The following is a 24,613-nucleotide window of genomic DNA, read 5'->3' as shown; positions in this document are numbered from 1 at the left end:
GGTGGTCCTGCCTCACAGCAGGTTCTTCAGTTTCGCCAGCCAGCCTTCGTGCTGCTCATAGTGCGGGTGCTCGACATTGTTGGTGAGCGCGTTGACGAAGGTGACGAGGTTGATGGGCTGGAAGTTCAGTCCGTGGAAGTTCGCCCGCCAGCGACCCTCCTTGTCGATCACATGGGTGACGATGCCGTGCATCTGGTAGCCGTCGTCGGCGAGGGTGAACTTGTGGCCGAAGGCTTCCGCCAGTTTGCGGGTCGTATCCTCCGGCTGGTCCGGGGCAGTGGTCAGGAACAGCCAGTTGGCCGGGTCCAGCCCGTGCGTCGGCCCGTAGGCCTTGAGCGCATCGGGCGTGTCTTTCCGCGGGTCGGTGGTTATGCTGATGAAGACGACCCGATCCTTCATCGGTGTCGAGTTCACCATCTTCTGGACCTCTGCGATCTTTTCGGCATGCAGCGGGCAAACGTCCGGGCATGAGGTGTAGATGAATTGAAGCACTACGACCTTGCCGGCGAGATCGGCCGGCCGCACCACGCGCCCATCGGCGGCGCGCAGTGTGAAGTCGGGCATCGGCTTGTCGATCTGCTGGAAATACTTCTCGCCGCTCTGGAGCATGGCGTCGATGTCGTCCAGCGAATGCGCCCGCGCACCGTGGGTGAAGCCGAAAGCCAGCACTGCGAGCGCGACAAGCCCGCGCAGCATCAATGCCCATCCATTCCAGGAGACCTCACGCGACTTGGTCTGCAAAAGCATCGGTCATTTCCTTCTCATTTGGCGGCGATGCGGCCGCGGATGAAGTCGACCATGTCGGGGGCATCCCACTCGGCCGGGCCGATCAGCCGGCCGATCTCCCTGCCGCTGCCGTCGATCAGCAGGGTCATCGGAAGGCCGAGGGCGCCGAGCGTGAACATCGCCTTGCCCGAACTGTCGATGTTGAGGGCGAGATGCGTGACGCCGGTCTCGGCGAAGAACTTCTTCACGGCGTCGGGGCCTTTGCGATCCATCGACAGGGCGACGACCTCGAAGTCCGGCCCGCCGAGCTCGGTCTGCAGACGGTCGAGCGTCGGCATTTCCTCGCGACAGGGCCCGCACCAGGTCGCCCAGATGTTGAGCAACACCACCTTGCCGGAATAGGCGGCCAGCGTCTTCGGCTGGCCGGCAGCGTCCGCGAAGCCGATCTCCGGCACTGCGGCGGGCGTATCGAGAACGGCGAAGTTCTGCGGCGCCTCGGCCGCCGCAGCGGGCAGCGAGGCTGCGAGCAGCATTGCCGAAAGGGCGACGGCCAGTTTGCTTGCGGTCATGGAGCTCATTCCGTCGCATAGACGGTCGGCGCCTTGCCGTCCTTGGTAAAGGCGTAGACCGTCCAGGTCTCGTTCTTTGCGCCGCCCATGCCGGGCGCGCCCGCCGGCATGCCGGCCAGCGTGATCCCCGTAATGGCGGGCCGTTCTGTCAACAGCTTCTTGACGACATCGACCGGCACCAGGCCGTCGACCACATAGCCGTCGACCATGATCGTGTGGCAGCCTTCGAGGTCGGTGGGCACGCCGGCATCGCTGCTGATCTGGGACAGATTGTTGACCGGCTTGATATCGACCTTGAAGCCGTTCTGTTCGAGATAGGCGGCATAAGCCTCGCAGCAGCTGCATTGCGGATTCTTGTACATCACCGCATCGATCGTCGCGGCGAGTGCCGGCAGCGGCGTTGCGATTGCAAGGCCGAGGGCGGTCAGCGCGTAAGTCAGTTTCATTTTGCAGTTCTCCTTGGTTGATGGTTGGATTGATTCAGGTCACCCGGAACACGGTCATCAGGCCGGCCATCTGGTGGTCGACGACGTGGCAGTGCAGCATCCAGTCGCCGGGATTGTCGGCGACGAAGGCGCATTCGACCGTGTCCTTCGGCGCAAGCAGCACCGTGTCCTGCCATTGCCGGTGCGGCACGGGCGAGCCGTTGCGGGAGAGCAGCAAAAGGCTGAACCCGTGCACGTGCATTGGGTGCCACCAGGCAGTTTCGTTGCGAATTGTTAGGTGGCAGGTGACGCCCCGCCGCAGCGTAAACTGCGGCGTCATGCCGGCATGACCGTCGCCGGTCATCGATATGCCGTTGATCGACCAGGCCGCCGTGCCGTTCATGCCAGGCATCGCCATGCCCATCATCCCGCCGACGCCAGCGAGCTTGCCGCCGCCCATCATGCCGCCTTGCAGCACGACCTCCTGCCGCACGGCGTTCGCCAGGTCGGGCTCGGGCAGCGGATTCCGCGGCAGGGCCAGTGGCGTGTCGAGCGGATGCGCCCTGAGCGGAGGCGCCTTGTCGTAGGCGAGCGTGGTCAGCCGATAGGCGAGGCCGTCGTAAAAATCGTCGATCACGTCATGCCGGCTGCCGGGATCGCCCTGCATGTCGAGCGCGATGTCGATGCGCATGGCGGGCGCCAGCACCAGACGGCCATCTTCAGGCTCGTGCGGGTCGCAAGGCTGGCCGTCGATCGCCAGGACGACCGGCCGGTGGCCTTCGAAGCGAAGCGCCATCATGCGGGCAAGCGAGGCATTGGCGAGTCGCAGCCTGAGGCGCTCGCCGGCCCGCACGCCTTGACCGCCCTGCGCCTGCCCGTTGACGGTCACGAGATTGCCGACGCGTCCGGACATCGAGGCATCCATCATGCTGCCGAAGCCGCCGGCGATCCGGCCGTCTTTGGTGAGCCGCCAGTCCTGCAGCAGCCACAGGACATCGCGGTCGACTGCGACCGGCTCGGCCTCCTCGACGATCAGCGGGCCGGCCAAGCCGCGGCCGATCTGCACCAGGCTGTCGGCATGCGGATGGTACCAGAAGGTACCTGCATCCGGCGGCGTGAATTCGTAGACGAAGCTTCCGCCCGGCTTGATGGGCGACTGCGTAAGCCCCGGCACCCCGTCCATGGCGTTCGGCAGGCGGATTCCATGCCAGTGGACAGTCGTGTCCTCGTCCAACCCGTTTTCGACGGTGATGCGGACCGGCTGGCCTTGCCTGAGCCGCAACGCCGGACCGGGGACGGTGCCATTATACGCCCAGACAGCGGTTGCAGGGCCGTCCTGCCCGGTGAGCCGCGCCTGGCTGGGCGCGACCTTGATGCTGCGCTCGTCGACGCCGGAGGCCACGGCGGGACGTAACGAAGCGGACACTGCAAGCCCCGCCGCCGCGCCGAGAAAGCCTCGGCGCGATAAGTGGCATTTGAAATCGTAATTCACCCTTCTGACCCTTTGCGATCGCTATCGATGGCGAATGGTTCGGCATCGACCTGGATTGCCATGCGCGCCCACGGCGCAACCATGCGCGCAGGCGATCAGGCGCCGGGGATCAGCCGTGTTGCGGCTGAAACGGCGTCAGGCGCTGGGTCTTGGAGGGTATGGGTCGGGCAGGGAACTTCGCCCGTGCAGGAGCGGAGCTGGCAAGGCCGATGGCTGCTGCCCCAGGGGGGCCGGCGTTACCCCGAAATCTTGCGGCAGCACGGCGAGCGCCGGGGCGATGCAGGCCGGCGGGCACTGCATCGGGCTGCCTTTGTCGCCCGTGTCCTTGAGACAGGCGTTGCAATCGCCCTTCATGTCTGAGCCGGCCATTTTGCCCATGCCCGTATCGGCAGGCATGGCCATGGCGCCCGTCATTCGGACCGACATGGTGCTGGCCTGTACGGCGGACAGACTGAACCCCGCGGTCAGGAAGACCGCGAGCAGCATGACGAGGAGGTGTTTTGGCGATAGCCGAGCCATTGCCCGCTTAGGCTGACGGCAAAATCCGGCTTTTGCAAGATGCAGGCCCGTGATCTCTCCCTGGGCGCGGCATCGAGTCTCATCCTGGCCAAGCCATACTTTAGCCCGATCCTGGCGCGCCTGTCATTTCCTCGGACGAAATCGGCCCTGAGAACGTTATCGAACACGCAACGCTCAATGCCCGCGTCCGCGCTGCGCGCCCGAAGGCGCAGTGTGGGGCCGGAAAAGAGCGGCGGGCTGATGGTGGTCATCGATGTCACGTGATCGCGGCAGGGCGCTCGGCATTCCCCCAATCCGACGAACGCCCTGGATCTCGGAACCCTTGCCGGTCTCGCAGGGTTTATTATGCGAGGCGAACTGCCATGGAAGACAAACCGCCTGCCGATAACCCGGGAAGGATCCTCGCCACCGTGTTGGCGGTCTGCCTCATCATCATCGCCTTGTTCTTTATCGGCTTCAGATATTCGGAGCGCGACCAGGGCGTCTTGATCGTGCCCGGAGTGGTGCAAGGCAGCAAGTGATCGGCCCGAAGTCCTTGCCTGCTGCTAACGGGGCGGAAAAGGCTGTAACACTTTGATTTTGCCTATCATCCCCTCCAAGCCTTTTAGGTTCGGGATCACGCGACGGGGAAGAAACAGGTTTTCCGAAACGTTTATCGAACAGGCAACGCTCAGAGCCTGGCGCCTGACAGGGGCGCTCATGAGCAAGAAACCCCTCCGGCAACAGCGCGCACCGCGCCCGACGCCCAGGGAGACCGTGCATGCCCGTGAACGCCTATATCAACCGGATCGCGACAGCGGTTCCGGAGCATGAGGTCCACCAGTTCTACCTGCGCTACGCCGCCTCCATGCTCGCGGCCGATCGCAGGAGGATATTCGAACGCATGGCCGGCCTTGCCGGCATCGAGCATCGCTTCTCATGCTTTGCGCCCGCTCTCGACCCCGAGGGGCCATCGGCCGATCTTGGCGGAACCTTCAGGCGCGGCGCGTTTCCCGGAACGGCGGCCAGAATGGCGATGTTCAGCCAAGCCGCACCCGTCCTGGCGCAAAAGGCCGTCGACGGGCTGCGCCTTGGCGAAGAGGCATCGCGCGTCACCCACCTCATCGTCACCTCCTGCACCGGTTTCTCGGCGCCCGGCATCGACCTCGACCTGGTTCAGCGCTGCGGCCTGCCGGACGGTGTCGAACGCACGATGATCGGGTTCATGGGCTGCTATGCGGCGATCAACGGCCTCAAGCTTGCCCGCCATATCGTCCGCTCCGACCCGCAGGCCAGGGTCCTCCTGGTCAACATCGAGGTCTGCACGCTGCATCTGAGGGAAACTGCCGAGCTGGAAAAGCTTTTGTCCTTCTGCCTTTGGGGCGACGGCTGCGCGGCGAGCCTCGTCACCGCCGAGCCGACCGGCATCGAGCTCGACAGTTTCCGTTGCACCGTCGCGGACGAGCGGCGGGAGCTGATGACCTGGGATATCCGCGACCATGGCTTCGACATGTTTCTCTCCGGCCAGGTGCCGGCGGCGATCCAGGAAGCGCTGCGTGGCAACCAGGACGCCATCCTCGGCGGCCGGCCGCCGGACGCGATCGACCTCTGGGCCGTGCATCCCGGCGGACGCACCATTCTCGACGCCGTCGAGAGGGCGCTGAACCTCGCGCCGGCCGCGCTCGCGCCGTCGCGCGAGGTGCTGCGCCGATACGGCAACATGTCGTCGGCGACAGTCATGTTCGTGATGGAAGAGATGCTGAAGGCGCCAGGCGGATTGCTCGGCTGCGCCATGTCGTTCGGACCCGGCCTGACGGCCGAGACCATGCTGTTCCGGACCGTCTCATGAGCCCGCTCGCTCAACGCAGCCTCGTTCCGGAAATCCTCGACCGCCTCGCGGCCGACGATGCGCGGGCGCTACGCTCGCGCCGCGATCTGGCCCGCATCAACGCGCTGATGTTCCAGGCGCCGATCATGGCCTCGCTGCTGCGGAAATTCATGGCCAGGCCGCCCGGCCGCATCCTGGAGATCGGCGCCGGCGACGGCACCTTTATGCTCAAGGTGGCGCGGCGCATGGCAAGGGACTGGCATGGGGTGGAACTGACGATGCTCGACCGCGTCGGCCTCGTCACGCCACGGCTCACGGCGGATTTCGCCGGGCTGGGCTGGACGCTCGAAACCATCACCGCCGATGTCTTCGACTGGGCGCAGACGGCGGATGGCAGGGCCTTCGACGCGATCACCGTCAACCTGTTCCTGCATCATTTCGGTGACGACGGACTGCTGCGCCTGTTTTCGCTTTTGCAGCGCAGGGCTCCGCTCATCCTGGCGACGGAGCCGCTGCGGGCAGGCTTCGCGCTGGCCGCGACCCGTCTTCTGCCGGCGATCGGCGCCAATGACGTCACCAGGCATGACGCCGCTCAGAGCGTGCGCGCCGGCTTCCGCGGCACGGAGCTTTCCGACATCTGGAGCGCCGTCGGCGGCAGGCCGCTGGAAGAGCGGCGAGCCGGGCCTTTCTCCCACGTCTTTGTTGGGGCGTGCGGGGATGATGCGAGGGCCTACAAGACAATGGCACATGGAATTATGGCCACGTCCGCCCCTCACAAGTGGGAGTAGGGAGATTGCGGCGCGACCCTACAAAACTTGGGTTCCTCGCCCCGGCGGAGCGGAGGAGAGGTGGCCGCCAAGCGGCCGGAGAGGGGGCCTTCGTAGGGCGCTCCCCCTCTCCGTCTCGGCTTCGCCGAGCCACCTCTCCCCCACCTTCGTGGGGGCGAGGAACCCAAGCTGGAACAACGCCATGAGGCGCACCCACGATGCGGTCGTCATCGGCGCCGGTCCGGCGGGCACGTCGGCGGCGTTGGCGCTCGCCCGGCGCGGATGGGCCGTGGCGATCGTGGAGAAGAGCGTGTTTCCGCGCCGCAAGGTGTGCGGCGAATACATCTCGGCAAGCAATCTCACGCTGCTCGACCGGCTCGGGATCGGCGATGCCTGGCGCGCCGAGGCCGGCCCCGAAATCCGCCGCGTCGGCCTTTTTTCCGGCGACGCCTGTATCGAGGCGCCGATGCCGGGCGCGAAGGCCGCGCTCGCGGCAAGGGGCGGCTTCGGCCGAGCGTTGGGCCGCGACATACTGGATACGCTGCTGCTCGGTGCGGCCCGGTCCGCCGGCGCGCAAGTCTTCCAGCCCTGCCGCGCCGTCGCCATCGAACGCGATGGCGACTGCCAAGCAGTGCGGATCCGGCCAACCGGCGGCAATTCCCGCGACGTGGCGACGGTCCTGCGGGCGCCGGTGATCGTCGCCGCGCACGGTTCGTGGGAGCCGGGACCGCTGCCGAGCCAGGTCGTTAAGAAAAGTCGTCCCTCCGACCTCCTCGGCTTCAAGGCGCATTTCACCGGATCGTCGCTGCCGCCCGACCTGATGCCGCTGCTGACTTTTCCCGGCGGCTATGGCGGCATGGTGGTCGCCGATCATGGCCGCATGTCGATCTGCTGCTGCATCAGGCGCGATATGCTCGCCCGGCTGCGCGGCAGCCTCGCCTGCGAACGCGGCGGCCATGTTTCGGCGGCCGAGGCCGTCGAGCATCATATCAGGGCGACATGCAGGGGCGCGCGTGACGCTCTGGTGGAAGCCCGCCTCTACGGTCCATGGCTTGCGGCCGGTCCGATCCGGCCAGGCATCCGCGCCGGCTACGAACGGGACATCTTCCGCGTCGGCAATGCCGCCGGCGAGTCGCACCCGATCATTGCCGAGGGCATATCGATGGCGCTTCAGTCCGGCTGGCTCTTGGCTCAAGAGCTCGGCGAGGCGGCAGGGGGACAGGCAGGACGCGAGGCGGCCGGCAGACGCTACGAGGCGGCCTGGAGAAGATTGTTCGCGACGCGGATTCTTGCTGCCGAGGCCATCGCCCGAATCGCCCTTGGCCCCGGCGGCGCCGCGCTGATGGAGGCGATCGTCCGCAATTTTCCGCCGGCGCTGACCTTGGGCGCGCGGCTCAGCGGCAAGACGAAACCCGTCCCTGGTTTGGCCGATGCGCGCCTGGCTCGGGGCTGAATCGCTCTACGCCACAGCCACGATCACATGCGCCTGAATTTTGGCGGCAACCTCGCCGCGGCCATGTCTGTCGGCAATCACGGAGGTGGCGTAGTCGGTCGCGGCTTCCAGTTTTCCCGCGTCCCTGGCCTCGATTTCGTTGCGAAGCAGGGTTCCCTGGCAATAGGCAACGGCAGGAACGCGCGGCGAGGATGCGCGGCTTTGTTCGGCTCGCGTCTCGATCGCCACACCGGAGAAACCCGCGTCCGCCAGATCCCTGCGGATCAAGTCCTTGTCGTGGTAGCCGTGCGGCGTTCGCGCCAGGAAGCGCGGCGGATCGCTCGGAAAAATCCTTGCAAGCGCATTCGTCACATCGTCAGCGAAAATATTCTCCTCGATGCGATCCCATACGCTGAACAGGAATCGTCCGCCGGGCTTGAGCACGCGCTTTGCCTCCCGATAGGCAGCCGGGCGGTCGGGAAAGAACATCGCGCCGAACTGACAGCAGACAAGATCGAAGGCTGCGTCCTCGAACGGCAGCGCCATAGCGTCCGCCTGGCGCCATCGGATGCGGCTGTCGGGTCCTTGCCGCGAAGCGGCGTAGTCGAGCATCGGCTGGTTGAGGTCGGTCACAACATAGCTTGCGCCGGGGGACAATTTCGACGCCAGCGCGCGGGTGACGACGCCGGTGCCTGCGGCGGTTTCCAGGACGGCGCCGGGCGACAGCGACGCTGCCCGTCGTGCAAGATCGGCGGCGTATGGCTCGAAAATCAACGGCACCATGTGGCGGTCGTAATTTTCCGGAATCGAGCCGGCGAACACCTTGTCCGTTTCCAACATTGCGATCATCGCCGTTCGTTTGATGCTTCGCATGACTAGCACATAAATGTTTGTTTCGGCTCGTTTTCGATCGGGAGGCGCCCAACGGCATATGCGGCTATGTCGGCTGCTGCCGACGTCGAGGTTATGGAACATTCGGGGGCAAGCTGAGTTCGGTATGTGTCCGGCTTTTTGCCGCCAAGCCAGTGATCCATTGTCTGTGGCCTGAGGGCGGCGCTCGCCACGCCTCCAGGAGGCATTCCGATGGCTCAGCATATGATCCCCCACAATCCGCACAGCACGGCAAGCATTGCCGGCCATCCTGTCCACGCGATGCTGATTCCGTTCCCGATCGCCTTCTTCGTCGCGACCTTCGTTTGCGACCTCGTCTTCTGGTGGACCGGCAATCCGGGCTGGGTCACCGCTTCGCTCTGGCTTCTCGGGGCCGGCCTGATCATGGCCGCGCTGGCGGCTCTTGCCGGCCTGACCGATGTCCTCGGCGATACCCAGATCCGCAATCTTCAGGACGTTTGGCTTCACGCCGGCGGCAACGTCATTGTCGTCCTGATCGAGCTCTACAACTGGTATTCGCGCTTCGCGCACGGCGAGGCGGCGGTGATGCCGGTAGGCCTGGTCCTGTCGCTGGTCGTCGTCCTCATCCTTCTATTCACCGGCTGGAAGGGTTGGGGAATGGTCTATCGGCACCATGTCGGCGTCGCCGATGGACCGGACGAAATGCGCTGAACTCCGCAACGCATGGTTTTCTCGCTTCAAGTCACCTCCGCCCTCCGGCTGGGGTGACTTTTCTTGGGGTGATTTGGTGCCGCAATATCTTCCGTCGGCTTTGCCGGCTGGTCCACCACATCATTGGCAGGCTTGTTCCAGTGCCACGCCGCCCGGTCGCATTTCGACCTTAATCGCTCTATACGCGGCCAGGATTGCTGCGGTTCCGATCTTCACGGTTTCTTGACAGAGGCCGGAAAAACGGGCAGCAAAGCGGGTGAGGAAGAGCATTTTTACCGCGGCGAAGACCATGGAAGGCTCTTTTTTCGTATGGACCGTCGCCACAATGGCGATTGGTGGAGGGATTGGTTAACCATCTTTGTCCATCTTTTGAATCAATCGGCAACAGACGCGTGAAGGTGCAGGGGGCACCAGGCGAACTGTGATCGTGACGGATGCCAGGTCCGCGAACCGGCATGCCGATTGAGAGTGGTCGTATGGCGTTTTTGTGTGTGAAGAACCGGGGTGACGCTCCTGAAGAGGGGGTAACTTCGAAGAAATCTGGTGGTCATCGTTGGGTTGTGGTGCCCGCTGTCGGCGCCGCGCTGGCGCTATGGTCCGTGGCCACCCTGGCTGGCCTTTATTCGGTGAGCACCACGCTTACCGCTGCTTCCAACGGATTGCCGCAGAGCCTGCTCGCGCCGCGCAACATCGCGCTCGCCGATCAGCGCCGCAAGCTTGTCAATGCCTGGGCACCGCGGCTTGCCGCGGCCGGGCCATACAAGACGGGATCGCTCACCAGGGGCTGCGATAGCGGCTGTCTCGGCCTCGCCACCAGCTTCGCGCACTCCACCCCGACCCCCTCCACCTTGGTACATGACGGCAAGGCCGCACGCCTGAAGCCGGCGGCGCCGGACAGCGTCGCGTTTGAAAAGCTCAGGGTTGCCCGTGAGAAGGCCGTGGAGGTAGCCTCCGCCGCGGACGTCGCGGATCGTTTCGACAGCGTCGTCAAGCGCGCCGGGCTTTCGCCGCAGAAACTTGCCGATGCCTTCCAGCGCGCCGAGCGCGCGCCTTTCCTGCTTGCCAGCCTGCCGGCGGCAAGCCGCTTCGGCGGCGCGGCTGAGAACGACCCGACCCAGACCGACCTGGCCGAGACCGGCCCGGCCGAGGCACGCTTCGGCTCAAATCAGGTCGACGTCGAGCGTGCCTCCGAGCTGGCGCTGGCGTTGGCCAATGTCATGCCCGAAGAGACGGTCGACGTGCCGACCGCGGTCGAGCTCGCCAACGGCGGTGCGCCGGATCTGGCAGCCGGCGCCTCTGACGGTGCTGAAGCCTCGGGGCAAGCCGCCGCTGGCCCGGGTGAAGTGCAGGTCGCCTCGCTGCCGCCGCAGGATGATTTGCCCGACAGCATCGCCGTTCCCGGCTTGAGGCCGCGCACCACACTCGAGCGCGCGACCGAGGCGCCCGAACAGAATGCCACGAGGAAGCCTGATCCGGCCAAGCCGCAGGCAACCCAGGCGGCAAAGCCCCAAGCTGCCAGGCCGGAGCCCGCGAAGCCTGAGCCCGCCGTCGATACCGCGGAAGGCCCGCAGTCGCTGCGCTCGCTGAGGAGTTCCGAGCAGGCGCTTCCGGGCGTGCAGGGCTCGAAACCAGTCAATGCCGGGCCGGCCAAGCGCGGCAAGGCGCAGCCTTCCGAGATGCTCGCCTACGCCAAGCCGGACACGCCCGAGCGCGGCGGCCTCGGCAGGGCCTTCGGGAGTCTGTTCAACGGGCCTTCGACGGGCAATGGCGTCGCCGTCTACGACATCTCTGCCGGGACGGTCTACATGCCGGACGGCTCGAAGCTGGAGGCGCATTCCGGGTTCGGCTCGATGGTCGACCAGCCGCGCTTCGTCAACCGCAAGAATGTCGGCCCGACGCCGCCCGATACCTACAATCTGTCGATGCGTGAATCGCGCTTCCACGGCGTCGAGGCGATCCGGCTGACGCCGACCAGTGGCAAGAACAAATACGGCCGCGACGGCCTGCTCGCCCACACCTATATGCTGCATGGCGGCCGCGCCGAGTCCAATGGCTGTGTCGTCTTCAAGGACTACCACCGCTTCCTCGCCGCTTACAAGAAAGGCAAGATCAAGCGCCTCGTGGTCGTCCCGCGCCTGACCAGGTCGCCCACCCGGGTCGCCCAGGAAGGGCGCCAGGGCTAAGCCGGCAAAGCCGGCAGAGGACGCGCCCGCCGAGGCGCAAACTGCGGCTCTCATCGAGTAGGACCCAGACGGGTCCCCTTCTACTCTCCGACTATGGACGCCGGAGGGCGGGCTGAAGTTATCGGATCGGCATGACGAAGGGCGATCCTCCACGCGCCTTCTTCCCGCCGGAAAATGGTGGTGACCCGAAGCGCAATCGGCACCAGTTTGTCGCCACCACCGACCTTGGATCGGAACCGCTCGACCTCGATGACGTAGCCCAAGTCCGCTGTCGCGTACTCGGAGATGCGCTCAAAGCCGGTGGCCTCGCCGTCCCGGTAATTGGTGGCAGCCCGTTCCATGGTCGCGGCGGCCTTTTCCCACCCCTTCGCCGGCGGCCCGAACGGATTGGCGATAATGACGTCATCCCGTCGCGAGTAGAGATCTTTCAGAGGTTCAGGATTGCCCTTCACGAAGGCATCTAAAGCCAGATGATCCTGCTCGATAAATTTCGTTAGGTCAGGGGCCAACATCTTAGCGCCCTCAGATGATCGGAAAGAGAACTTTATCCGAAAAGTCGGCTCCCGGCTCGCGCTATCTCACTTCCCGGCGCTTCTGCCCGTAAATGCGTTCACGCCCTGGTTTTCGTTCAGATTGCCGGCGCCGATTCCCTGAACTTCGGTCGGATCGTATTCTTCGCCGCCATCGGCGCGCCGAGCACGATCAGCGCGCGGGCAAAGGTTTGCCGCAAGCGACGGATTGCGACGCGGCGACCTCGCAAGAGGCGCCCTGGCAAACGTCGGAAATCGGCGGGATTGGCGGGACGGCAAGGATATCTGTCCCTCCCAGAAGATAGATATGGCGCACCCCGGGCTTGCGGCAAGACCCCGGTCATGCCGTATGTACGCTGCCCTTGACCTTATTTTTTGGGAAAGGGAGTTCCTGAATGCGGATTTTGTTGTCGACCTATGGTTCGCGCGGCGACGTCGAGCCGGTGGTGGCGCTCGGCGAGCGGCTGCAGGCGCTCGGCGCCGAGGTGCGGGTGAGTGTCCCCGGTGATGAGGAGTTTGCTGCGCTATGTGCCCGCGCCGGCGTGGGCCTTCTCGCCGGTGCGCGCATGGGCGAAGGAAATGATCAGGCGTTCGGCGGACGCTTCGCCCGAGAGCCGGGCGAAGCTCATCTCCGGCCAGGCGGCCGAGATCCTCGCCAGGCAGTTCGACGCGCTCATGGCGGCCGCCGAAGGCTGCGATGCCGTGGTGGCGTGCGGCCTTTTTCCCTCCTGTGCCGCCGCGCGGCTGGTCGCCGAGCAGCGGGGCATCCGCTGCATCCTTGCCACCTTCTGTCCGATCTGGCTGCCGTCGGCGCTCAACCGGCCCTTTGAATATCCGGGACATCCGCTTCCAGCCGGCGTGACCGACAACAGGGCGCTCTGGGACCATGATATCCGGACCAAGAACGCGCTGTTTGGCGGCGCGATCAACAGCCATCGCGCATCGCTCGGATTGCATCTGTTGGACAATGTCCGCGACTATGTCTACGGCGATCCTGTCCTGCTTGCCTGCGACCCGACACTGGGGCCGTGGCTGCCCTCGGACCTGATCGACGCCGTGCAGACCGGCGCCTGGATCCTGCCGGACGAACGGCCGCTCCCCGACGGGCTGGAAGCGTTCCTCGAAGCCGGCTCGCCGCCGGTCTATGTCGGCTTCGGCTCGATAGCGGTCGCCAGGGAAGCGGGCCGCGCGGCCATCGAGGCGGTCCGCGCCAGGGGCCGGCGTACGGTCATCGCGCATGGCTGGGCCGAGCTCGGCCCGATCGACGATCGCGACGACTGCTTCGCCGTCGGCGATGTCAACCAGCAGGCGCTCTTCCGCCGCGTGGCCGCCGTCATGCATCACGGCGGCGCCGGCACGACCGCCGCCGCGGCGCGGGCAGGGGCGCCGCAAGTCGTCATGCCGCAGATCGGCGACCAGCCTTACTGGGCGCGGCGGGTGGCCGAAGTCGGCATCGGTGCCGCTCATGACGGCCCGACGCCGACTGCGGAATCACTATCGGCGGCGTTGGGGACGGCGCTGGCGCCCGAAACCGGTATCCGCGCAGGCGAGGTCGCCAGCAGAGTCCGCGCCGACGGCGCGGCGGTAGCGGCGAAGCGGCTGCTCGATTTGATGAGTCAGCCGTGAACTCACTGCGTCAGTTCTGCCAGCGCCCTTTGCAGGGGCGCCGGCGAGACCTGGATCGGGCCGGAGAAGGGCGTGTCCATGTCCATGATCAGATAGATCGCCGCGGCCGCCAGCGCCCCCGAGATGAGGAATGTGCCGACGATGGTGGCGTTGCGCGGCGCCCGGAAGCCGAAGCTGGCGAAGATCAGCATCAGCCAGGCGACGAGAAGCGCGATCAGCGGCACGGGGATGATGCCGTCGGACTGTTCGACCAGCACCCAGCGCTGCTCGATCACCTTCTGCAGCAGCTGTTGCGCATTCTGCAGCGTCGCGGCGTGCCTCGCCTCCGGCGGCGTCAGGACCGCCAACTGGTCGCCGACCTGGTTCAGCAGCAGCTCGGACAGCCGGTTGGCGACCGCCGGCGTCTTCTGGGTGGGCGAGGTGGCGTCGACGACCCGCTGCACATAAGCGGCGAGCGAAGCGCGCGCGATGCCTGTCTCGGGTCCGTACTGCCTCAGCGAGCGGTCGAGCAGGATCAGTTGCGTGGCGAAGCTGTGGACGTTGTGGTCGATGGTCTCGAACGTGTTCTTGGCCGAATTGATCATCAGGCCGAGCACCAGCGAGGACATCACCACGAAGAGGTTCGCGGCAAGCCGCACCACGGCGCTGGTGTCGTCCTGACGGTGATGGGCGGGAAAGCGCTCATAGACCATCAGGCTGACCAGCGCCGCCCCGGCCAGACAAGCAAAGATCGCTGTCCCTACAAGCACTTCGCCCATCGCCAATATTGCGCACGGGAAGGGGCGCTTGCCAATCGGCTGGAGGAAGTTGAATCAGTTTGGTGGCATAAAGGCCTATGTCGTTGTTCGGAAAGGATGCTCTCGGCTGAACTCAGTCCGAAGCAGAGCGAAGGTCGAAAACCGCTTCCAATACTGGCGCAAGACGCTATCTATGGCGCGGGGCGGCTCCACCCTCACAATCATGCACGAGGCTATCCATGACAATACGCGCTGTCGTCTGGGGCGAGAACATCCATGAGCGGACCAACGAGGTGGTCGCCGGCATCTATCCGGAAGGCATGCACGCCACCATCGCCAACGCGCTGAATGCCGACCCAGGCATCTCCGCCTCGACCGCGACACTGGAGCAGCCGGAGCACGGCCTGCCGGAGTCCCGCCTTGCCGAGACCGACGTGCTTGTCTGGTGGGGTCACAAGGACCACGGCGCGGTGACCGACGAGGTGGTCGAGCGCGTCGCCCGTCGCGTCTGGGAAGGCATGGGGCTGATCGTGCTTCACTCCGGCCATTTCTCGAAAATCTTCAAGCGGCTGATGGGCACGCCCTGCACGCTGAAATGGCGCGAGGCCGGCGAGCGCGAGCGGCTCTGGGTGACGAGCCCCAGCCATCCGATCGCCGATGGCGTCGGCGAATATTTCGAGCTCGAGAACGAGGAGATGTATGGCGAGCAGTTCGCGGTGCCGGAGCCGCTGGAAACGGTGTTCATCTCCTGGTTCCAGGGCGGCGAGGTGTTCCGTTCAGGGCTGACCTATCGGCGCGGCACCGGCAATGTCTTCTATTTCCGGCCAGGACACGAGACCTATCCGACCTATCATGACGCCACCGTGCACAAGGTGCTGCGCAACGCGGTGAAATGGGCACACAACCCGCAAGGGTCGAAGCCGGCCATCCTCAACGCGCCGAACGTGCCGGTCGACGAGGCGCTGGAGCCGATTGTCGAGCGCGGCGGCAAGCTGCACGCGGCCGGCGAGGCCGGGTTCCGCTAAAGAACTCCAACAGCGGTTTTCCGTCTGGAACTGCGTAGAAATACCACTTAGACACATCCGTCATTGAATCGAACCAATTCCTTCGGAGAAGCATAATGCGGCTTTTGATACTCGGTACCGGCTGGATGGCGCAGGAGCATGCGCGCCGCTTCAGCGCCATCGAGGGCGTCGACATCGTCGGCGCCGTTGATGTCGATCCGGCCCGCGTCGGCGAATATGCCGACGCCTACAAGATCCCGAAACGCTTCACCTCGCTGGAGGCGGCGCTCGACTGGGGCGATTTCGACGCGGTCGCCAATGTCACGCCGGACCGCATCCATCATCCGACCACCATGGCGCTGATCGCCGCGGGCAAGCCTGTGCTGTGTGAAAAGCCGCTGGCCGAGAATTTCGGCAAGGCGAGCGAGATGGCCGATGCGGCGGAAGCGGCCGGTGTCGTCAACATGGTGAACCTCACCTATCGCAACGTGGCTGCGCTGCAGAAGGCGCGCCAGATGGTGCAGGCGGGCGAGATCGGCACGGTACGCCATGTCGAGGCGTCCTATTTGCAGAGCTGGCTGGTGTCGAAATTCTGGGGCGACTGGCGCACCGATCCGAAATGGCTGTGGCGGCTGTCGCGCGGTCACGGCTCGAATGGCGTGCTGGGTGACGTCGGCATCCACATCCTGGATTTCGCGAGCTATGGCGCCGCCCTCGACATCGACCACGTGTTCTGCCGGCTGCGCGCCTTCGACAAGGCGCCGGACAACCGCATCGGCGACTATCAGCTCGACGCCAATGACAGCTTCGCCATGACGCTCGACTTCGCCAACGGCGCCTTCGGCGTCGTGCATGCCAGCCGCTGGGCGACCGGCCATCTCAACGAGCTGCGGCTGCGCATCTATGGCGACAAGGGCGGCATCGAGGTGGTGCACAATCTCGACGGCTCGATGCTCAAGGCTTGCGTCGGCGAGAATGTCGAGAACGCCAAATGGGACGTGCTCGACGCCGGCACGGTGCCGACCAACTACCAGCGCTTCGTCGAGGCGGTGAAGAGCGGCGTGCAGACCGAGCCGAACTTTCGCCACGCGGCGGGTTTGCAGAAGGTGTTGGACCTCTCCGTGGTGTCGGACGAGAAACGCGCCGAGTTGAGGGCCAACGCGGACACGCAATAGCGCCTTTCCTCGCCCCCGCCAAAGCGGGGGAGAGGTGTCCGCGAAGCGGACGGAGAGGGGGCCTTCGTAGGGCGCTCCCCTCTCCGTCTCGGCTTCGCCGAGCCACCTCTCCCCCACTCCGTGGGGGCGAGGAACGGGCTCCCGTGCGCGCCACACAATTCTTTCAATCATTTCTTGAAGCTTGGGCCTGGCGTTTCGTGATTTGATGCAGCCATTAGCTCGGGAGGCTTCCATTGACCGACTACATCGCATTGCCGAAGGCTGAAGTGCACATCCATGTCGAGGGCTGTTTCGAGGCCGACGACGTGATCAGGAATTGCGAGGAGGCCGGCATTCCGCTGCGCGCCCCGCGCGACAGGCTCTTCGAGGCCCACGACCTGAAGAGCTTCCTCGAAATGCTCGACTGGCTGTGCGGCACGTTCCGCACGCGTGAGCAACTGGCCGTCACCGCCTATAAATTTGCGCGGCGCATGGCCAAAAGCGGCGTGCGCTACGCCGACGTCATCGTCAACCCGACCCACTGGCCGCACTGGCACGGGAACATCCCCGGAATGATCGACGCCTTCGATGCGGGTTTCGCGGCCGCCGAGCAGGATGGCTACCCGTCGGTCGGGCTTTGCGTCAGCCTGCTGCGCACCCAGTCGGCCGAGGATGCCATCGAACTGGTGGAGTTGCTGAGCAGGATCAGGCATCCGCGCGTCGTTGCCCTTTCGATCGACGGCAACGAAGCGGCCGCCGGCCGCACCGGTCCGCGCTTCGCCGAGGCATTCCGCCGCGCCGCGGCGGCCGGATTGCGGCGGACCGTCCATGCCGGCGAGTCGAGCGGTCCTGAAGGTGTCCGCGACGCGATTGAACTGCTGGGCGCCGACCGCATCGACCATGGCGTGCGGGCGATCGAGGAGCCGGCCCTGGTCGACCTGCTGGCGCAGCGGCGGATTCCTCTTGGCATCTGCCCAATCTCCAACATCACGCTCGGCGTCTATCCAGCGCTTGCCGAACATCCTATCGATGCGCTCCGCAAGGCCGGCGTCGCCGTCTCGATCAACACCGACGATCCGGCGCTGCTCGACACGACCCTTGAAGCCTCTTACGCCGCCTGCGCCGATACCTTTGGCTGGGACGGCGAAACAATCCGCCAGCTCGCCGCGACATCGGTGCATGCGAGCTATGCCGATCCTGCCGTGAAGGCACGGATCCTGGCGGACCTGGCGATTTGGCGGGGCTGACAAGGCTTCCGTTCCTAGGTGCTCCAACCGAACGAGAGGCGCGGAACTCAGGGCCGATGCGGATAGGCGGTGAGGCCGGAGCGCCAATCTCCCCCCTTGCGGGGGAGATGCCCGGCAGGGCAGAGGGGGGGTGCTGTCCCGCTAGCTTGTCAGCTGTTGTCGGTCACGACATCCGGTGCAAGGTCTATTGCGAGAAACCGCCTGCGCCGGCGATCCTTCACACCCCCCTCTGTCCTGCCGGACATCTCCCCCGCAAGGGGGTAGATAGACCGTCATCTGTTGCCTCGATAAATCCCCACCGCCGCGGCAACCAGCGCGGCGTTCCCCGCAGCCACACTTCCGTCCAGCAACTCCTTGCCGTCCTCCAGTCCGACGCGCGTCGAAAATTTCCGCGCCGCCGCCCGCTCGACGAAGGGCCACACGGTCGCGTTCTCGCCATGCAGCAGGATCGCGCGATGGACGCCTTCGCGTTCCAGCACCTTCACAATGCCGTTTGCAATCGCGAATGCCTCGTCCAGCTTCTGCTCGGAAATCTCGATCAGCACGCGCAGCACCCGCCTGCCATGGTCGAGGCTGGCCAACCTTAGCGCGTCGCCGATCGATGCCAGCCCGGCCTCGATGCCGACGCCGCGGTCGCGCAAGGCCTCCATCACTTCCGGCGCCGCCGCTTCGCTGAGATTGACCGAGGCGTAGTCGGGCAGCTCCTTCCAGCCGGCGATTGCCGCAAGCGTGCGCCTGTCGTCCTTCTCGATCCAGGCGCCGGTGGAGACACCGATCAGCGTGCCCGGACAGGCGCGGCGCAGCGCCGCCACCGTCCGGTCCATCGCTTCCGGGGCGAGGCTTTCCTGATGGTCGGCGCCGCGCGCATGGACATGCAACTCGGCGGCGCCCGCCGCGATCGAGGCCGCGCCATCGCGCGCCATGGCATGCGCGTCGAGTGGCAGGGCCGGATGGAAATCGGCGGAGCGGGCGCCGTTGATGCAAGCCTGGACGATCATGACGATGGCGATCCTGTTGCTGGGCCAAGTCTAGCGCAGGCAGGGCAAAGCGGAAACGGCGGATGGTTAGGCTTGCCGACCTTTGTCCGGCTGGACACGGGGGGCTCGCGGAAACCTCAGGAGGTCTTCCGCCTTCCCATCGCAACCCCCATCACCGCCACGCTCCCGATCAGCACCGACAGCACCCCCGCCGGCAGCTCCGTCGGCGCAAACACCACGCGTCCCATCCAATCCGCGAACACCACCAGCGCAGACCCGATCATCGCGGCGCCGAACAGTTGCGGCCTGGCGCGACGCAGTTCGATGAGCCCGGCCAGGTGCGGCGCGAGCAGACCGACGAAGCTCATCGGTCCGACGATCAGCGCCGCCGCCGCGGTCGTGACCGCCGCCAGCACCAGCACGGTGAGACGCGCTGCGTGCAGCGGAACGCCGAGATTGGTCGCCATGCCTGCTCCCAGCGGCAGGATCTCCAGCCAGCGCCCGGCAAGCGCGGCGAGCAGCAGCCCGGCAATGCCGGCGCCGAGCACGAGGACGGCGAAATCCAGCTCCACCCAATAGGTCGAGCCGCTCAGCCAGGCGAGCACCTGGCCCGAGCGCGGATCGCCGAGCGCCAGGAAAAGCAGGCTCGAGGCATCGAGCAGCGCGGTGATGGCGATCCCGGTCAGCAGCAGCCGCTCCGGCGTGAAGCCGCTGTCGAGCCCGAGCAGCAGGATCGCGCCGGTGACAACCAGCGCGCCGACCGTCGCGCCGACAAGCTGCAGCTCGGCGCCGGCATCGGCGAAGAGAAGCAGCACCGCGATCAGCCCCATGGCGACGCCGCCGCCGATGCCGAGGATTTCCGGGCTCGCCATTGGATTGGCGAACAGGCGCTGGACGAGACAGCCGGCGACGCCGAGCCCCAGCCCCGCGCCGCAGGCGGCGACGACGCGCGGCAGCCGCCAGGGGAAAGCCTCCGAATAAAAGCCGAAACCATCCGGCGCGCGGCCAACGAGGAAGGCTAGCGCGAGCGCCAACGCAAGCGCAATCGCCAGTCCGGCGAGCACAAGCGCCGGCCGCCTTGCGCCGCCGGTACCGAGGCTTGCCACCAGCCCGCCGTCAGTCTTCAGCATCAGGCGCGGCACGCGTCTCAGCAAGAAGATCAGCATCGGCGCGCCGATCAGCGCGGTGACGGCGCCGGTCGGCAGATCGGCGGCCTGGTCGGGCGGCAGGAGCTGGATGAGCTGGTCGACCATCAGCACCAGGGCAGCGCCCGCCAGGGGCGCGGCGACCAGCCGCTCGCCGAGCTTTTCCGCGCCGAGAACGCGCGCCAGATGGGGAGCCGCCAGCCCGACGAAGCCGATGATGCCGACGGCCGCCGCCACGCTCGCCGAAAGCAGCACGGCAATAGCCACAAGCAGCGGCTTCAAGAGCGTGGTCAGGCCGAGGCTCTTCGCCTGCTGGTCGCCGAAGCCGAGGATGAGCAAAGGCCGCGCCAAGGCCATGGTGGCGATTGCGCCGGTCGCGACGCGCAGCGCCAGTTGCTCGACGCCGCTCCAGCCGTCCTCGACCAGTGAGCCGGCGCCCCAGATGAACATCGAGGCGAGATATTGCTGGTTGAGCAGCATCAGGAGGCTGGAGATCGAGCCCAGCGCGAAGCTGACGACGAAGCCGCAGAGTATCAGCGTCGTCGGGTCGGCACGCCAGCGCCAGCCGACCGCGGCGATCAGCCCCCAGGCGGCGAAGGCGCCGGCGATCGCCAGCAGCTCCGGATGCGCGGCATGCAAGGCAGGCGCGGCAAGCAGGCCGATGGTTAATGCCAGATGCGCGCCGGCGTTGACGCCGAGCGTTTCCGGCGCGGCAAGAGGGTTCTGCAGCACCTGCTGCATCAAGACGCCGGCCAGACCCAGCGCCGCGCCCGCCAGCAGCGACACCGTGAGGCGCGGCCAATAGGCGTAGTCGAGGAGCAGCGCGCGCACCGCTTCGCTGCCGCCGATATCGGCGATGTTATGGGCGATCAGTCCGCCGACGAGCAACAAATAGGCGCCGCCCGCGAAAGAGACCGCCAGCCGGCGGCGGTCATGAAGCATGGCCGCGCTCGAAAAGCCGCGTGTGCTTGAGAAGCAGATCGGCGAAGCGGCCGGCCGACGGCAGGCCGCCGAAACCCCAGACGCTCTCCAGGATCGCATGGTTGCCAGGGGCGAAGACCGGCAATTGGCCGAGCAGCCCGTCACGCGCCGCCAGCTTGGCGCGCACGGCTGGCGGCACCGGCTCGATCACCAAAAGGGCCGCGTCGCGGATCGCGAAGAGCTGGTCGACGCCGGCATCGGCAAAACCCCAGAAATTGCCGTCGCTGGTCCAGGCGTTGGCGAGCCCGGCGCGCTTCAGCACGTCGTCGAAGAGGCTGCCGCGGCAGAACACCCAGGCATGGCGGTCGTCCTGGAAATAGAGCACCAGCACCGGCTTGGTCTGCGCCGTTCCGATAGCATCCCTCAACGTCGCAATCTTGCCGTCGGTGGCGGCGATCAGATCGGCCGCCGCCTGCTCGCGGCCCAGCACCGCGCCGAGCCGCATCGCGTTCTCCTGCGCATGGCGGTAGGGCTCGAGGTCGTTGGTGAAGGTGGCGAGGCTGATGACCGGCGCGATCTTGCCGAGCACCGGCTCGATCGCCGTGAACTGCGGCGTCGACAGGATCACGTCCGGTTTCAGCGCCGCCAGATATTCGAGGCTGGGCGTCGCCCTCAGCCCGATCTCGGCGACATTGGCGGGCAGGGCAGGCGAGCCGACCCAGTCGCGGTAGCCGGCGGTTTCGGCAAGCCCAAGCGGCGTGATGCCCAGCGCCAGCAGCGTCTCGGCCGTGCCCCAATCGATGGTGGCGACGCGCTCGGCATGTGAGGGCACGGCCTCGTCAGCCGCCGGCGGCACCGGCAGCAGCGCAAGCAGGAATGCCAAAAGCGTTGCGATCACGAGCCCCGACCGGCGGCCGTTACCATTTGTAGCCCATTGTCAGGCTGATCTCACGGCTCTCGCCGTAGAAGCAGGTGATGTTGCAGGAGGCGACATAGGCCTTGTCGAACAGGTTGGAGACGTTGAGCGCCGCCTTGAAGTTGTCCTTCTCGTAGCGGATCGCGGCGTCGACCACGGCGTAGTCCGGCACCTTCTGGGTGTTGGCGGCATCCGCGTAGGAAGAGCCGACATAGCGCACGCCGCCGCCGATGGTGATGCCTGGCAAGCGGTCGGAGGGGATCGCATAGTCGAGCCACAGCGAAGCGAATTGTTCCGGCGTACCGGTCGTCACCTTGCCGATCTCGGCCGGATTGCCTTCCTCGATCTTGAGGTCGTACCAGGTGTAGGCGGCGGTCAGCTTCAGGTCCGGCGTCAGCTGGCCGACGGCTTCGAGCTCGACGCCGCGCGAATTGACCTTGCCGATCTGCCGGTTGAACAGCACGCCATCGCTGGTCACGACGTTTTCGCGAGTCAGGTCGAACAGCGATGCGGTCAGCATCACATCCGGCAGCCATGTCGGCTGGTATTTGACACCGGCCTCGTATTGCACCGCCGTTTCCGGCTTGAAGGCATGGCCGGTGGCCGTGTCGGTGCCGGTCAATGGCAGGAACGAGCGCGAGACGCTGACATAAGGCGAGATGCCGTTGTCGAAATTGTAGATGACGCCGGCGCGGCCGCTGAAGGCGTCGGCGGAATAGCTGGTGCGCACCCCGGTCGGGCGATCGGTGACCTTGGTCTGCACGTCGTCGTAGCGGCCACTGAACACAAAATTCCAGCGGTCGATCTGCATCGTGTCCTGGGCGTAGAGGCCGGTCTGGTTCTGCAGCGTGTTCGACTGGTCGTAGCGCGATGTGACCGGCGGCGCGCCGCTGTAGACAGGGTTCAGCACATCGAGCGGCGGGGCGTCTTCGTAGCCCGACTCGTCATGCAGGTCGAAGCGCTTGTAGTCGAGCCCGAGAAGCAGCGTGTGGTCGATCAGGCCCGTGGACGTCTGCCATTCGACCTGGTTGTCGACGCTGAACAGGCCGAGATCCGGCTTGGACAGGAAGTTGGCGCGGTCGAGCAACGCCGTGGTGGTGGTCGGCGTGCTTACCCAGCCTTCACCGTAGACGTTGCGGAAATCGACGTTGAGATGGCCGTAGCGCAGGTTCTGGCGCACGGTCACGTCATTGTCGAAGCGGTGCTCGAATTCGTAGCCGACCATCTGCTGCGAGCGCTCGAACTTGTCGACGCTGGGCTCGCTGGTGAATAGTTCGCGCGGGATTTTCCCGAAGGGCGCGTCGACGACCGTACCTTCATACGGCAAAAAGTTCTGGCCGCGCGTCTTCAGCTTCGAGACATTGGCATAGACGGTGAGGCTGGTGTCCTCGTCCGGCTTCCAGGTGATTTCCGGCATGATGGCGAACTGGTCGTTGTCGGTATAGTCGACCTGGGTGCCGCCATAATTGCCGGTGGCGATGAAGCGGTAGGCGAGCGTGCCGTCCTTGTTGACGCCCTCGACGTCGAGCCCGGTCCATAGATTGCCGAACTCGTTGACGCCGATCGCCGTCTCGCCGCGGTTCTGGAAGGTCGGCCGCTTGGAGACGAGGTTGATGAGGCCGCCCGGGTTAGAGGCGCCGTAGAGCGCCGAGGACGGCCCGCGCAGGACGTCGATGCGGTCGAGCAGATAGGGGTTCACCTTCCAGGTCGCGAAACTGTCGCTCGACTGCAGCTGCAGCCCGTCGAGGAAGTAGCTGCTGACTTGCGAGGAGAAGCCGCGGATCAGGAACCAGTCGTTGCGGGTGTCGTTGCCGAAGGTTTCGGAGCGGATGCCCGGCGCATAGCGCGTCGCCTCGACGACGGTCCGCGCGGCCTGGTCCTCGATCTGCCGGCTGCCGACCACGCTCACCGCTTGCGGCGTCTTTTCCAGCGGCTGGGCGGACTTGGCGGCGCTGGCGTCTTTCTTCGCCTTGTAGCCGTCGAAGTCGGAGGCACCCTCGCCGGCCTCGCCCTCGATCTGGATCGGCGCCAGCACTTCCTGTTTCCCCTGCGCCAACGCATGTGGCGGATGCAGGAAAGTCGTTGCCAGCAAAAACCCCGCCAGAACGCGCCGGTTGTTCATCACGCCGATCCCCATCTCGATACCGCCGGCAGCGCTATTCAAGATGAGTAAAAGAGTCAACTTATAATTTGTCGGGCAAATAAGGTGTTGGCGGGGAGGCCTGCTGATCTCCCCCCTCGCGGGGGAGATGGCCGGCAGGCCAGAGGGGGGTCGTTTCATGTAGATCGCCGACGTTGTCTCTCGTCGCGAAAGCGTCGGCGCTCCACGCGCGGCGACCCCCTCTGTCGCCTTCGGCGACATCTCCCCCTCAAGGGGGGAGATCAGCAGGCCAGATGCTCCGCCCGCAGCTTATCCTTCATCCGCTTGATCGCCGGCTCGCCGCCGGCCGCCAACTTATCGGCAACCCGGGCCAGCTCATCGTCGGCCTTGCGATATTTGCTCCCCCAGGCGCCGAGCGTCGCCAGCACCGGCAGCAGGTCGATGCCGGCTTCCGTCAGCCGGTAGATCGCCTTCAGCGAGTGAGAAGGATCTTGGCTGCGGGTGAGGATGCCTTCATCCTGCAGCGTCTGCAGCCGCTCGGCGAGCGTGCGCGAAGAGATGCCCTCGTCCGACTGCAGGAATTCGCGAAAATGTTTTTTCCCGGCAAAGACCAGGTCGCGGACGATGAGCAGCGTCCAGCGGTCGCCGAGCAGTTCGAGCGAGAGGCTGATCGGACAGCCGGACCTATCCCGGGTCGACATGGCTACGGTTCCGTTTTTAAATCACTTTACAATTGACATCATTCATTGAGCGGGTCAATACTTCCAAAAGT

The 24,613-nt window shown here is 65.8% G+C and carries 24 protein-coding genes and 1 pseudogene; 11 read left to right on the top strand and 14 right to left on the bottom strand.

All coding sequences use genetic code 11. The annotated features are described in order from the left end of the window. Nucleotides 1–12: 12 nt before the first annotated feature. From EJ070_RS31050 to EJ070_RS31030, 5 genes are all read right to left on the bottom strand, one after another. Nucleotides 13–747 (bottom strand): SCO family protein, encoded by a 735-nt coding sequence (locus EJ070_RS31050; protein ID WP_245464731.1) that lies wholly within the window; start codon nt 745–747, stop codon nt 13–15. 14 nt (nt 748–761) lie between these two features. Beyond that, on the bottom strand, nt 762–1,295 hold the full coding sequence (locus EJ070_RS31045; RefSeq protein ID WP_189350170.1) for a TlpA disulfide reductase family protein: 534 nt from the start codon (nt 1,293–1,295) through the stop codon (nt 762–764). 5 nt (nt 1,296–1,300) lie between these two features. Further along, the gene (locus EJ070_RS31040; protein ID WP_126094760.1) at nt 1,301–1,741 is read right to left on the bottom strand and encodes a DUF411 domain-containing protein; all 441 of its coding nucleotides are present in this window, start codon (nt 1,739–1,741) and stop codon (nt 1,301–1,303) included. A gap of 34 nt (nt 1,742–1,775) precedes the next feature. Continuing rightward, complete coding sequence (locus EJ070_RS31035; protein ID WP_126094759.1) at nt 1,776–3,212, bottom strand: multicopper oxidase family protein; 1,437 nt, start codon at nt 3,210–3,212, stop codon at nt 1,776–1,778. 135 nt (nt 3,213–3,347) lie between these two features. Continuing rightward, nucleotides 3,348–3,698: a hypothetical protein gene (locus EJ070_RS31030; protein WP_245464730.1), complete on the bottom strand. Its 351-nt coding sequence runs from the start codon at nt 3,696–3,698 to the stop codon at nt 3,348–3,350. Nucleotides 3,699–4,093: 395 nt separating this feature from the next. Here EJ070_RS31030 and EJ070_RS36505 point away from each other — a divergent pair, with 395 nt between their 5' ends. The 4 genes from EJ070_RS36505 to EJ070_RS31015 all read left to right on the top strand — a co-directional run bounded on the left by EJ070_RS36505 (nt 4,094) and on the right by EJ070_RS31015 (nt 7,758). Continuing rightward, nucleotides 4,094–4,252 carry a hypothetical protein gene (locus EJ070_RS36505; RefSeq protein ID WP_189350167.1) on the top strand — a complete coding sequence of 53 codons (159 nt, stop codon included), beginning with the start codon at nt 4,094–4,096 and terminating at the stop codon, nt 4,250–4,252. Between the two features lie 239 nt (nt 4,253–4,491). Next, nucleotides 4,492–5,559, top strand: coding sequence for a type III polyketide synthase (locus EJ070_RS31025; RefSeq protein ID WP_126094757.1), 1,068 nt, complete (start codon nt 4,492–4,494; stop codon nt 5,557–5,559). Next, nucleotides 5,556–6,326, top strand: a complete 771-nt coding sequence (locus EJ070_RS31020) for a methyltransferase domain-containing protein (protein ID WP_189350165.1) — start codon at nt 5,556–5,558, stop codon at nt 6,324–6,326. Before EJ070_RS31025 ends, EJ070_RS31020 begins: the two co-directional genes overlap by 4 nt. 181 nt (nt 6,327–6,507) lie before the next feature. Beyond that, on the top strand, nt 6,508–7,758 hold the full coding sequence (locus tag EJ070_RS31015) for an NAD(P)/FAD-dependent oxidoreductase (RefSeq protein WP_126094756.1): 1,251 nt from the start codon (nt 6,508–6,510) through the stop codon (nt 7,756–7,758). A 6-nt stretch (nt 7,759–7,764) separates the two neighbouring features. On the opposite strand, the gene EJ070_RS31010 is transcribed toward EJ070_RS31015, so the two are convergent. Beyond that, nucleotides 7,765–8,577, bottom strand: coding sequence for a methyltransferase domain-containing protein (locus EJ070_RS31010; RefSeq protein ID WP_126095979.1), 813 nt, complete (start codon nt 8,575–8,577; stop codon nt 7,765–7,767). 243 nt (nt 8,578–8,820) lie between these two features. On the opposite strand from EJ070_RS31010, the gene EJ070_RS31005 reads away from it, so the two are divergent. Beyond that, complete coding sequence (locus EJ070_RS31005) at nt 8,821–9,300, top strand: DUF2231 domain-containing protein (RefSeq protein ID WP_245464729.1); 480 nt, start codon at nt 8,821–8,823, stop codon at nt 9,298–9,300. 120 nt (nt 9,301–9,420) lie between these two features. On the opposite strand, the gene EJ070_RS36500 is transcribed toward EJ070_RS31005, so the two are convergent. Further along, the gene (locus EJ070_RS36500) at nt 9,421–9,591 is read right to left on the bottom strand and encodes a hypothetical protein (protein ID WP_189350162.1); all 171 of its coding nucleotides are present in this window, start codon (nt 9,589–9,591) and stop codon (nt 9,421–9,423) included. Between the two features lie 308 nt (nt 9,592–9,899). On the opposite strand from EJ070_RS36500, the gene EJ070_RS31000 reads away from it, so the two are divergent. Beyond that, on the top strand, nt 9,900–11,483 hold the full coding sequence (locus EJ070_RS31000) for a tlde1 domain-containing protein (protein WP_245464728.1): 1,584 nt from the start codon (nt 9,900–9,902) through the stop codon (nt 11,481–11,483). 80 nt (nt 11,484–11,563) lie between these two features. Here EJ070_RS31000 and EJ070_RS30995 read toward each other — a convergent pair whose 3' ends face one another. Continuing rightward, on the bottom strand, nt 11,564–11,995 hold the full coding sequence (locus EJ070_RS30995; protein ID WP_126094754.1) for a nuclear transport factor 2 family protein: 432 nt from the start codon (nt 11,993–11,995) through the stop codon (nt 11,564–11,566). A gap of 413 nt (nt 11,996–12,408) precedes the next feature. On the opposite strand from EJ070_RS30995, the pseudogene EJ070_RS37280 reads away from it, so the two are divergent. Then, nucleotides 12,409–12,462: pseudogene (locus tag EJ070_RS37280) on the top strand (hypothetical protein); the annotation flags it as partial. A gap of 58 nt (nt 12,463–12,520) precedes the next feature. Beyond that, nucleotides 12,521–13,639: a glycosyltransferase gene (locus EJ070_RS30990; protein WP_245464987.1), complete on the top strand. Its 1,119-nt coding sequence runs from the start codon at nt 12,521–12,523 to the stop codon at nt 13,637–13,639. 2 nt (nt 13,640–13,641) lie between these two features. Here the strand turns inward: EJ070_RS30990 and EJ070_RS30985 are convergent, their stop codons facing one another. Beyond that, on the bottom strand, nt 13,642–14,397 hold the full coding sequence (locus EJ070_RS30985; RefSeq protein ID WP_126094753.1) for a DUF4239 domain-containing protein: 756 nt from the start codon (nt 14,395–14,397) through the stop codon (nt 13,642–13,644). Between the two features lie 218 nt (nt 14,398–14,615). Between EJ070_RS30985 and EJ070_RS30980 the strand changes: the two genes are divergently transcribed. From EJ070_RS30980 to add, 3 genes are all read left to right on the top strand, one after another. Next, nucleotides 14,616–15,401: a ThuA domain-containing protein gene (locus EJ070_RS30980; protein ID WP_126094752.1), complete on the top strand. Its 786-nt coding sequence runs from the start codon at nt 14,616–14,618 to the stop codon at nt 15,399–15,401. A 95-nt stretch (nt 15,402–15,496) separates the two neighbouring features. Further along, nucleotides 15,497–16,555, top strand: coding sequence for a Gfo/Idh/MocA family oxidoreductase (locus tag EJ070_RS30975; RefSeq protein ID WP_126094751.1), 1,059 nt, complete (start codon nt 15,497–15,499; stop codon nt 16,553–16,555). 233 nt (nt 16,556–16,788) lie between these two features. Then, entirely contained in the window at nt 16,789–17,781 is a 993-nt protein-coding gene (gene add / locus EJ070_RS30970; protein WP_126094750.1) for an adenosine deaminase, read from the top strand. A gap of 272 nt (nt 17,782–18,053) precedes the next feature. On the opposite strand, the gene EJ070_RS30965 is transcribed toward add, so the two are convergent. The 5 genes from EJ070_RS30965 to EJ070_RS30945 all read right to left on the bottom strand — a co-directional run bounded on the left by EJ070_RS30965 (nt 18,054) and on the right by EJ070_RS30945 (nt 24,542). Then, nucleotides 18,054–18,779 carry a 3-keto-5-aminohexanoate cleavage protein gene (locus EJ070_RS30965; RefSeq protein WP_126094749.1) on the bottom strand — a complete coding sequence of 242 codons (726 nt, stop codon included), beginning with the start codon at nt 18,777–18,779 and terminating at the stop codon, nt 18,054–18,056. A 116-nt stretch (nt 18,780–18,895) separates the two neighbouring features. After that, entirely contained in the window at nt 18,896–20,845 is a 1,950-nt protein-coding gene (fhuB, locus tag EJ070_RS30960) for a Fe(3+)-hydroxamate ABC transporter permease FhuB (RefSeq protein ID WP_189350160.1), read from the bottom strand. Next, entirely contained in the window at nt 20,835–21,722 is an 888-nt protein-coding gene (locus EJ070_RS30955) for an iron-siderophore ABC transporter substrate-binding protein (protein ID WP_126094747.1), read from the bottom strand. Before EJ070_RS30955 ends, fhuB begins: the two co-directional genes overlap by 11 nt. A 19-nt stretch (nt 21,723–21,741) precedes the next feature. Beyond that, the gene (locus EJ070_RS30950) at nt 21,742–23,862 is read right to left on the bottom strand and encodes a TonB-dependent siderophore receptor (RefSeq protein WP_126094746.1); all 2,121 of its coding nucleotides are present in this window, start codon (nt 23,860–23,862) and stop codon (nt 21,742–21,744) included. Nucleotides 23,863–24,122: 260 nt separating this feature from the next. After that, entirely contained in the window at nt 24,123–24,542 is a 420-nt protein-coding gene (locus EJ070_RS30945) for a helix-turn-helix domain-containing protein (protein WP_126094745.1), read from the bottom strand. Nucleotides 24,543–24,613 lie beyond the last annotated feature (71 nt).

The sequence above is a fragment of the Mesorhizobium sp. M1E.F.Ca.ET.045.02.1.1 genome (assembly GCF_003952485.1).
Lineage (GTDB): Bacteria > Pseudomonadota > Alphaproteobacteria > Rhizobiales > Rhizobiaceae > Mesorhizobium.
Note: the sequence above shows the minus strand (reverse complement) of the source record. Positions and strands in the feature narration are given on the sequence as shown.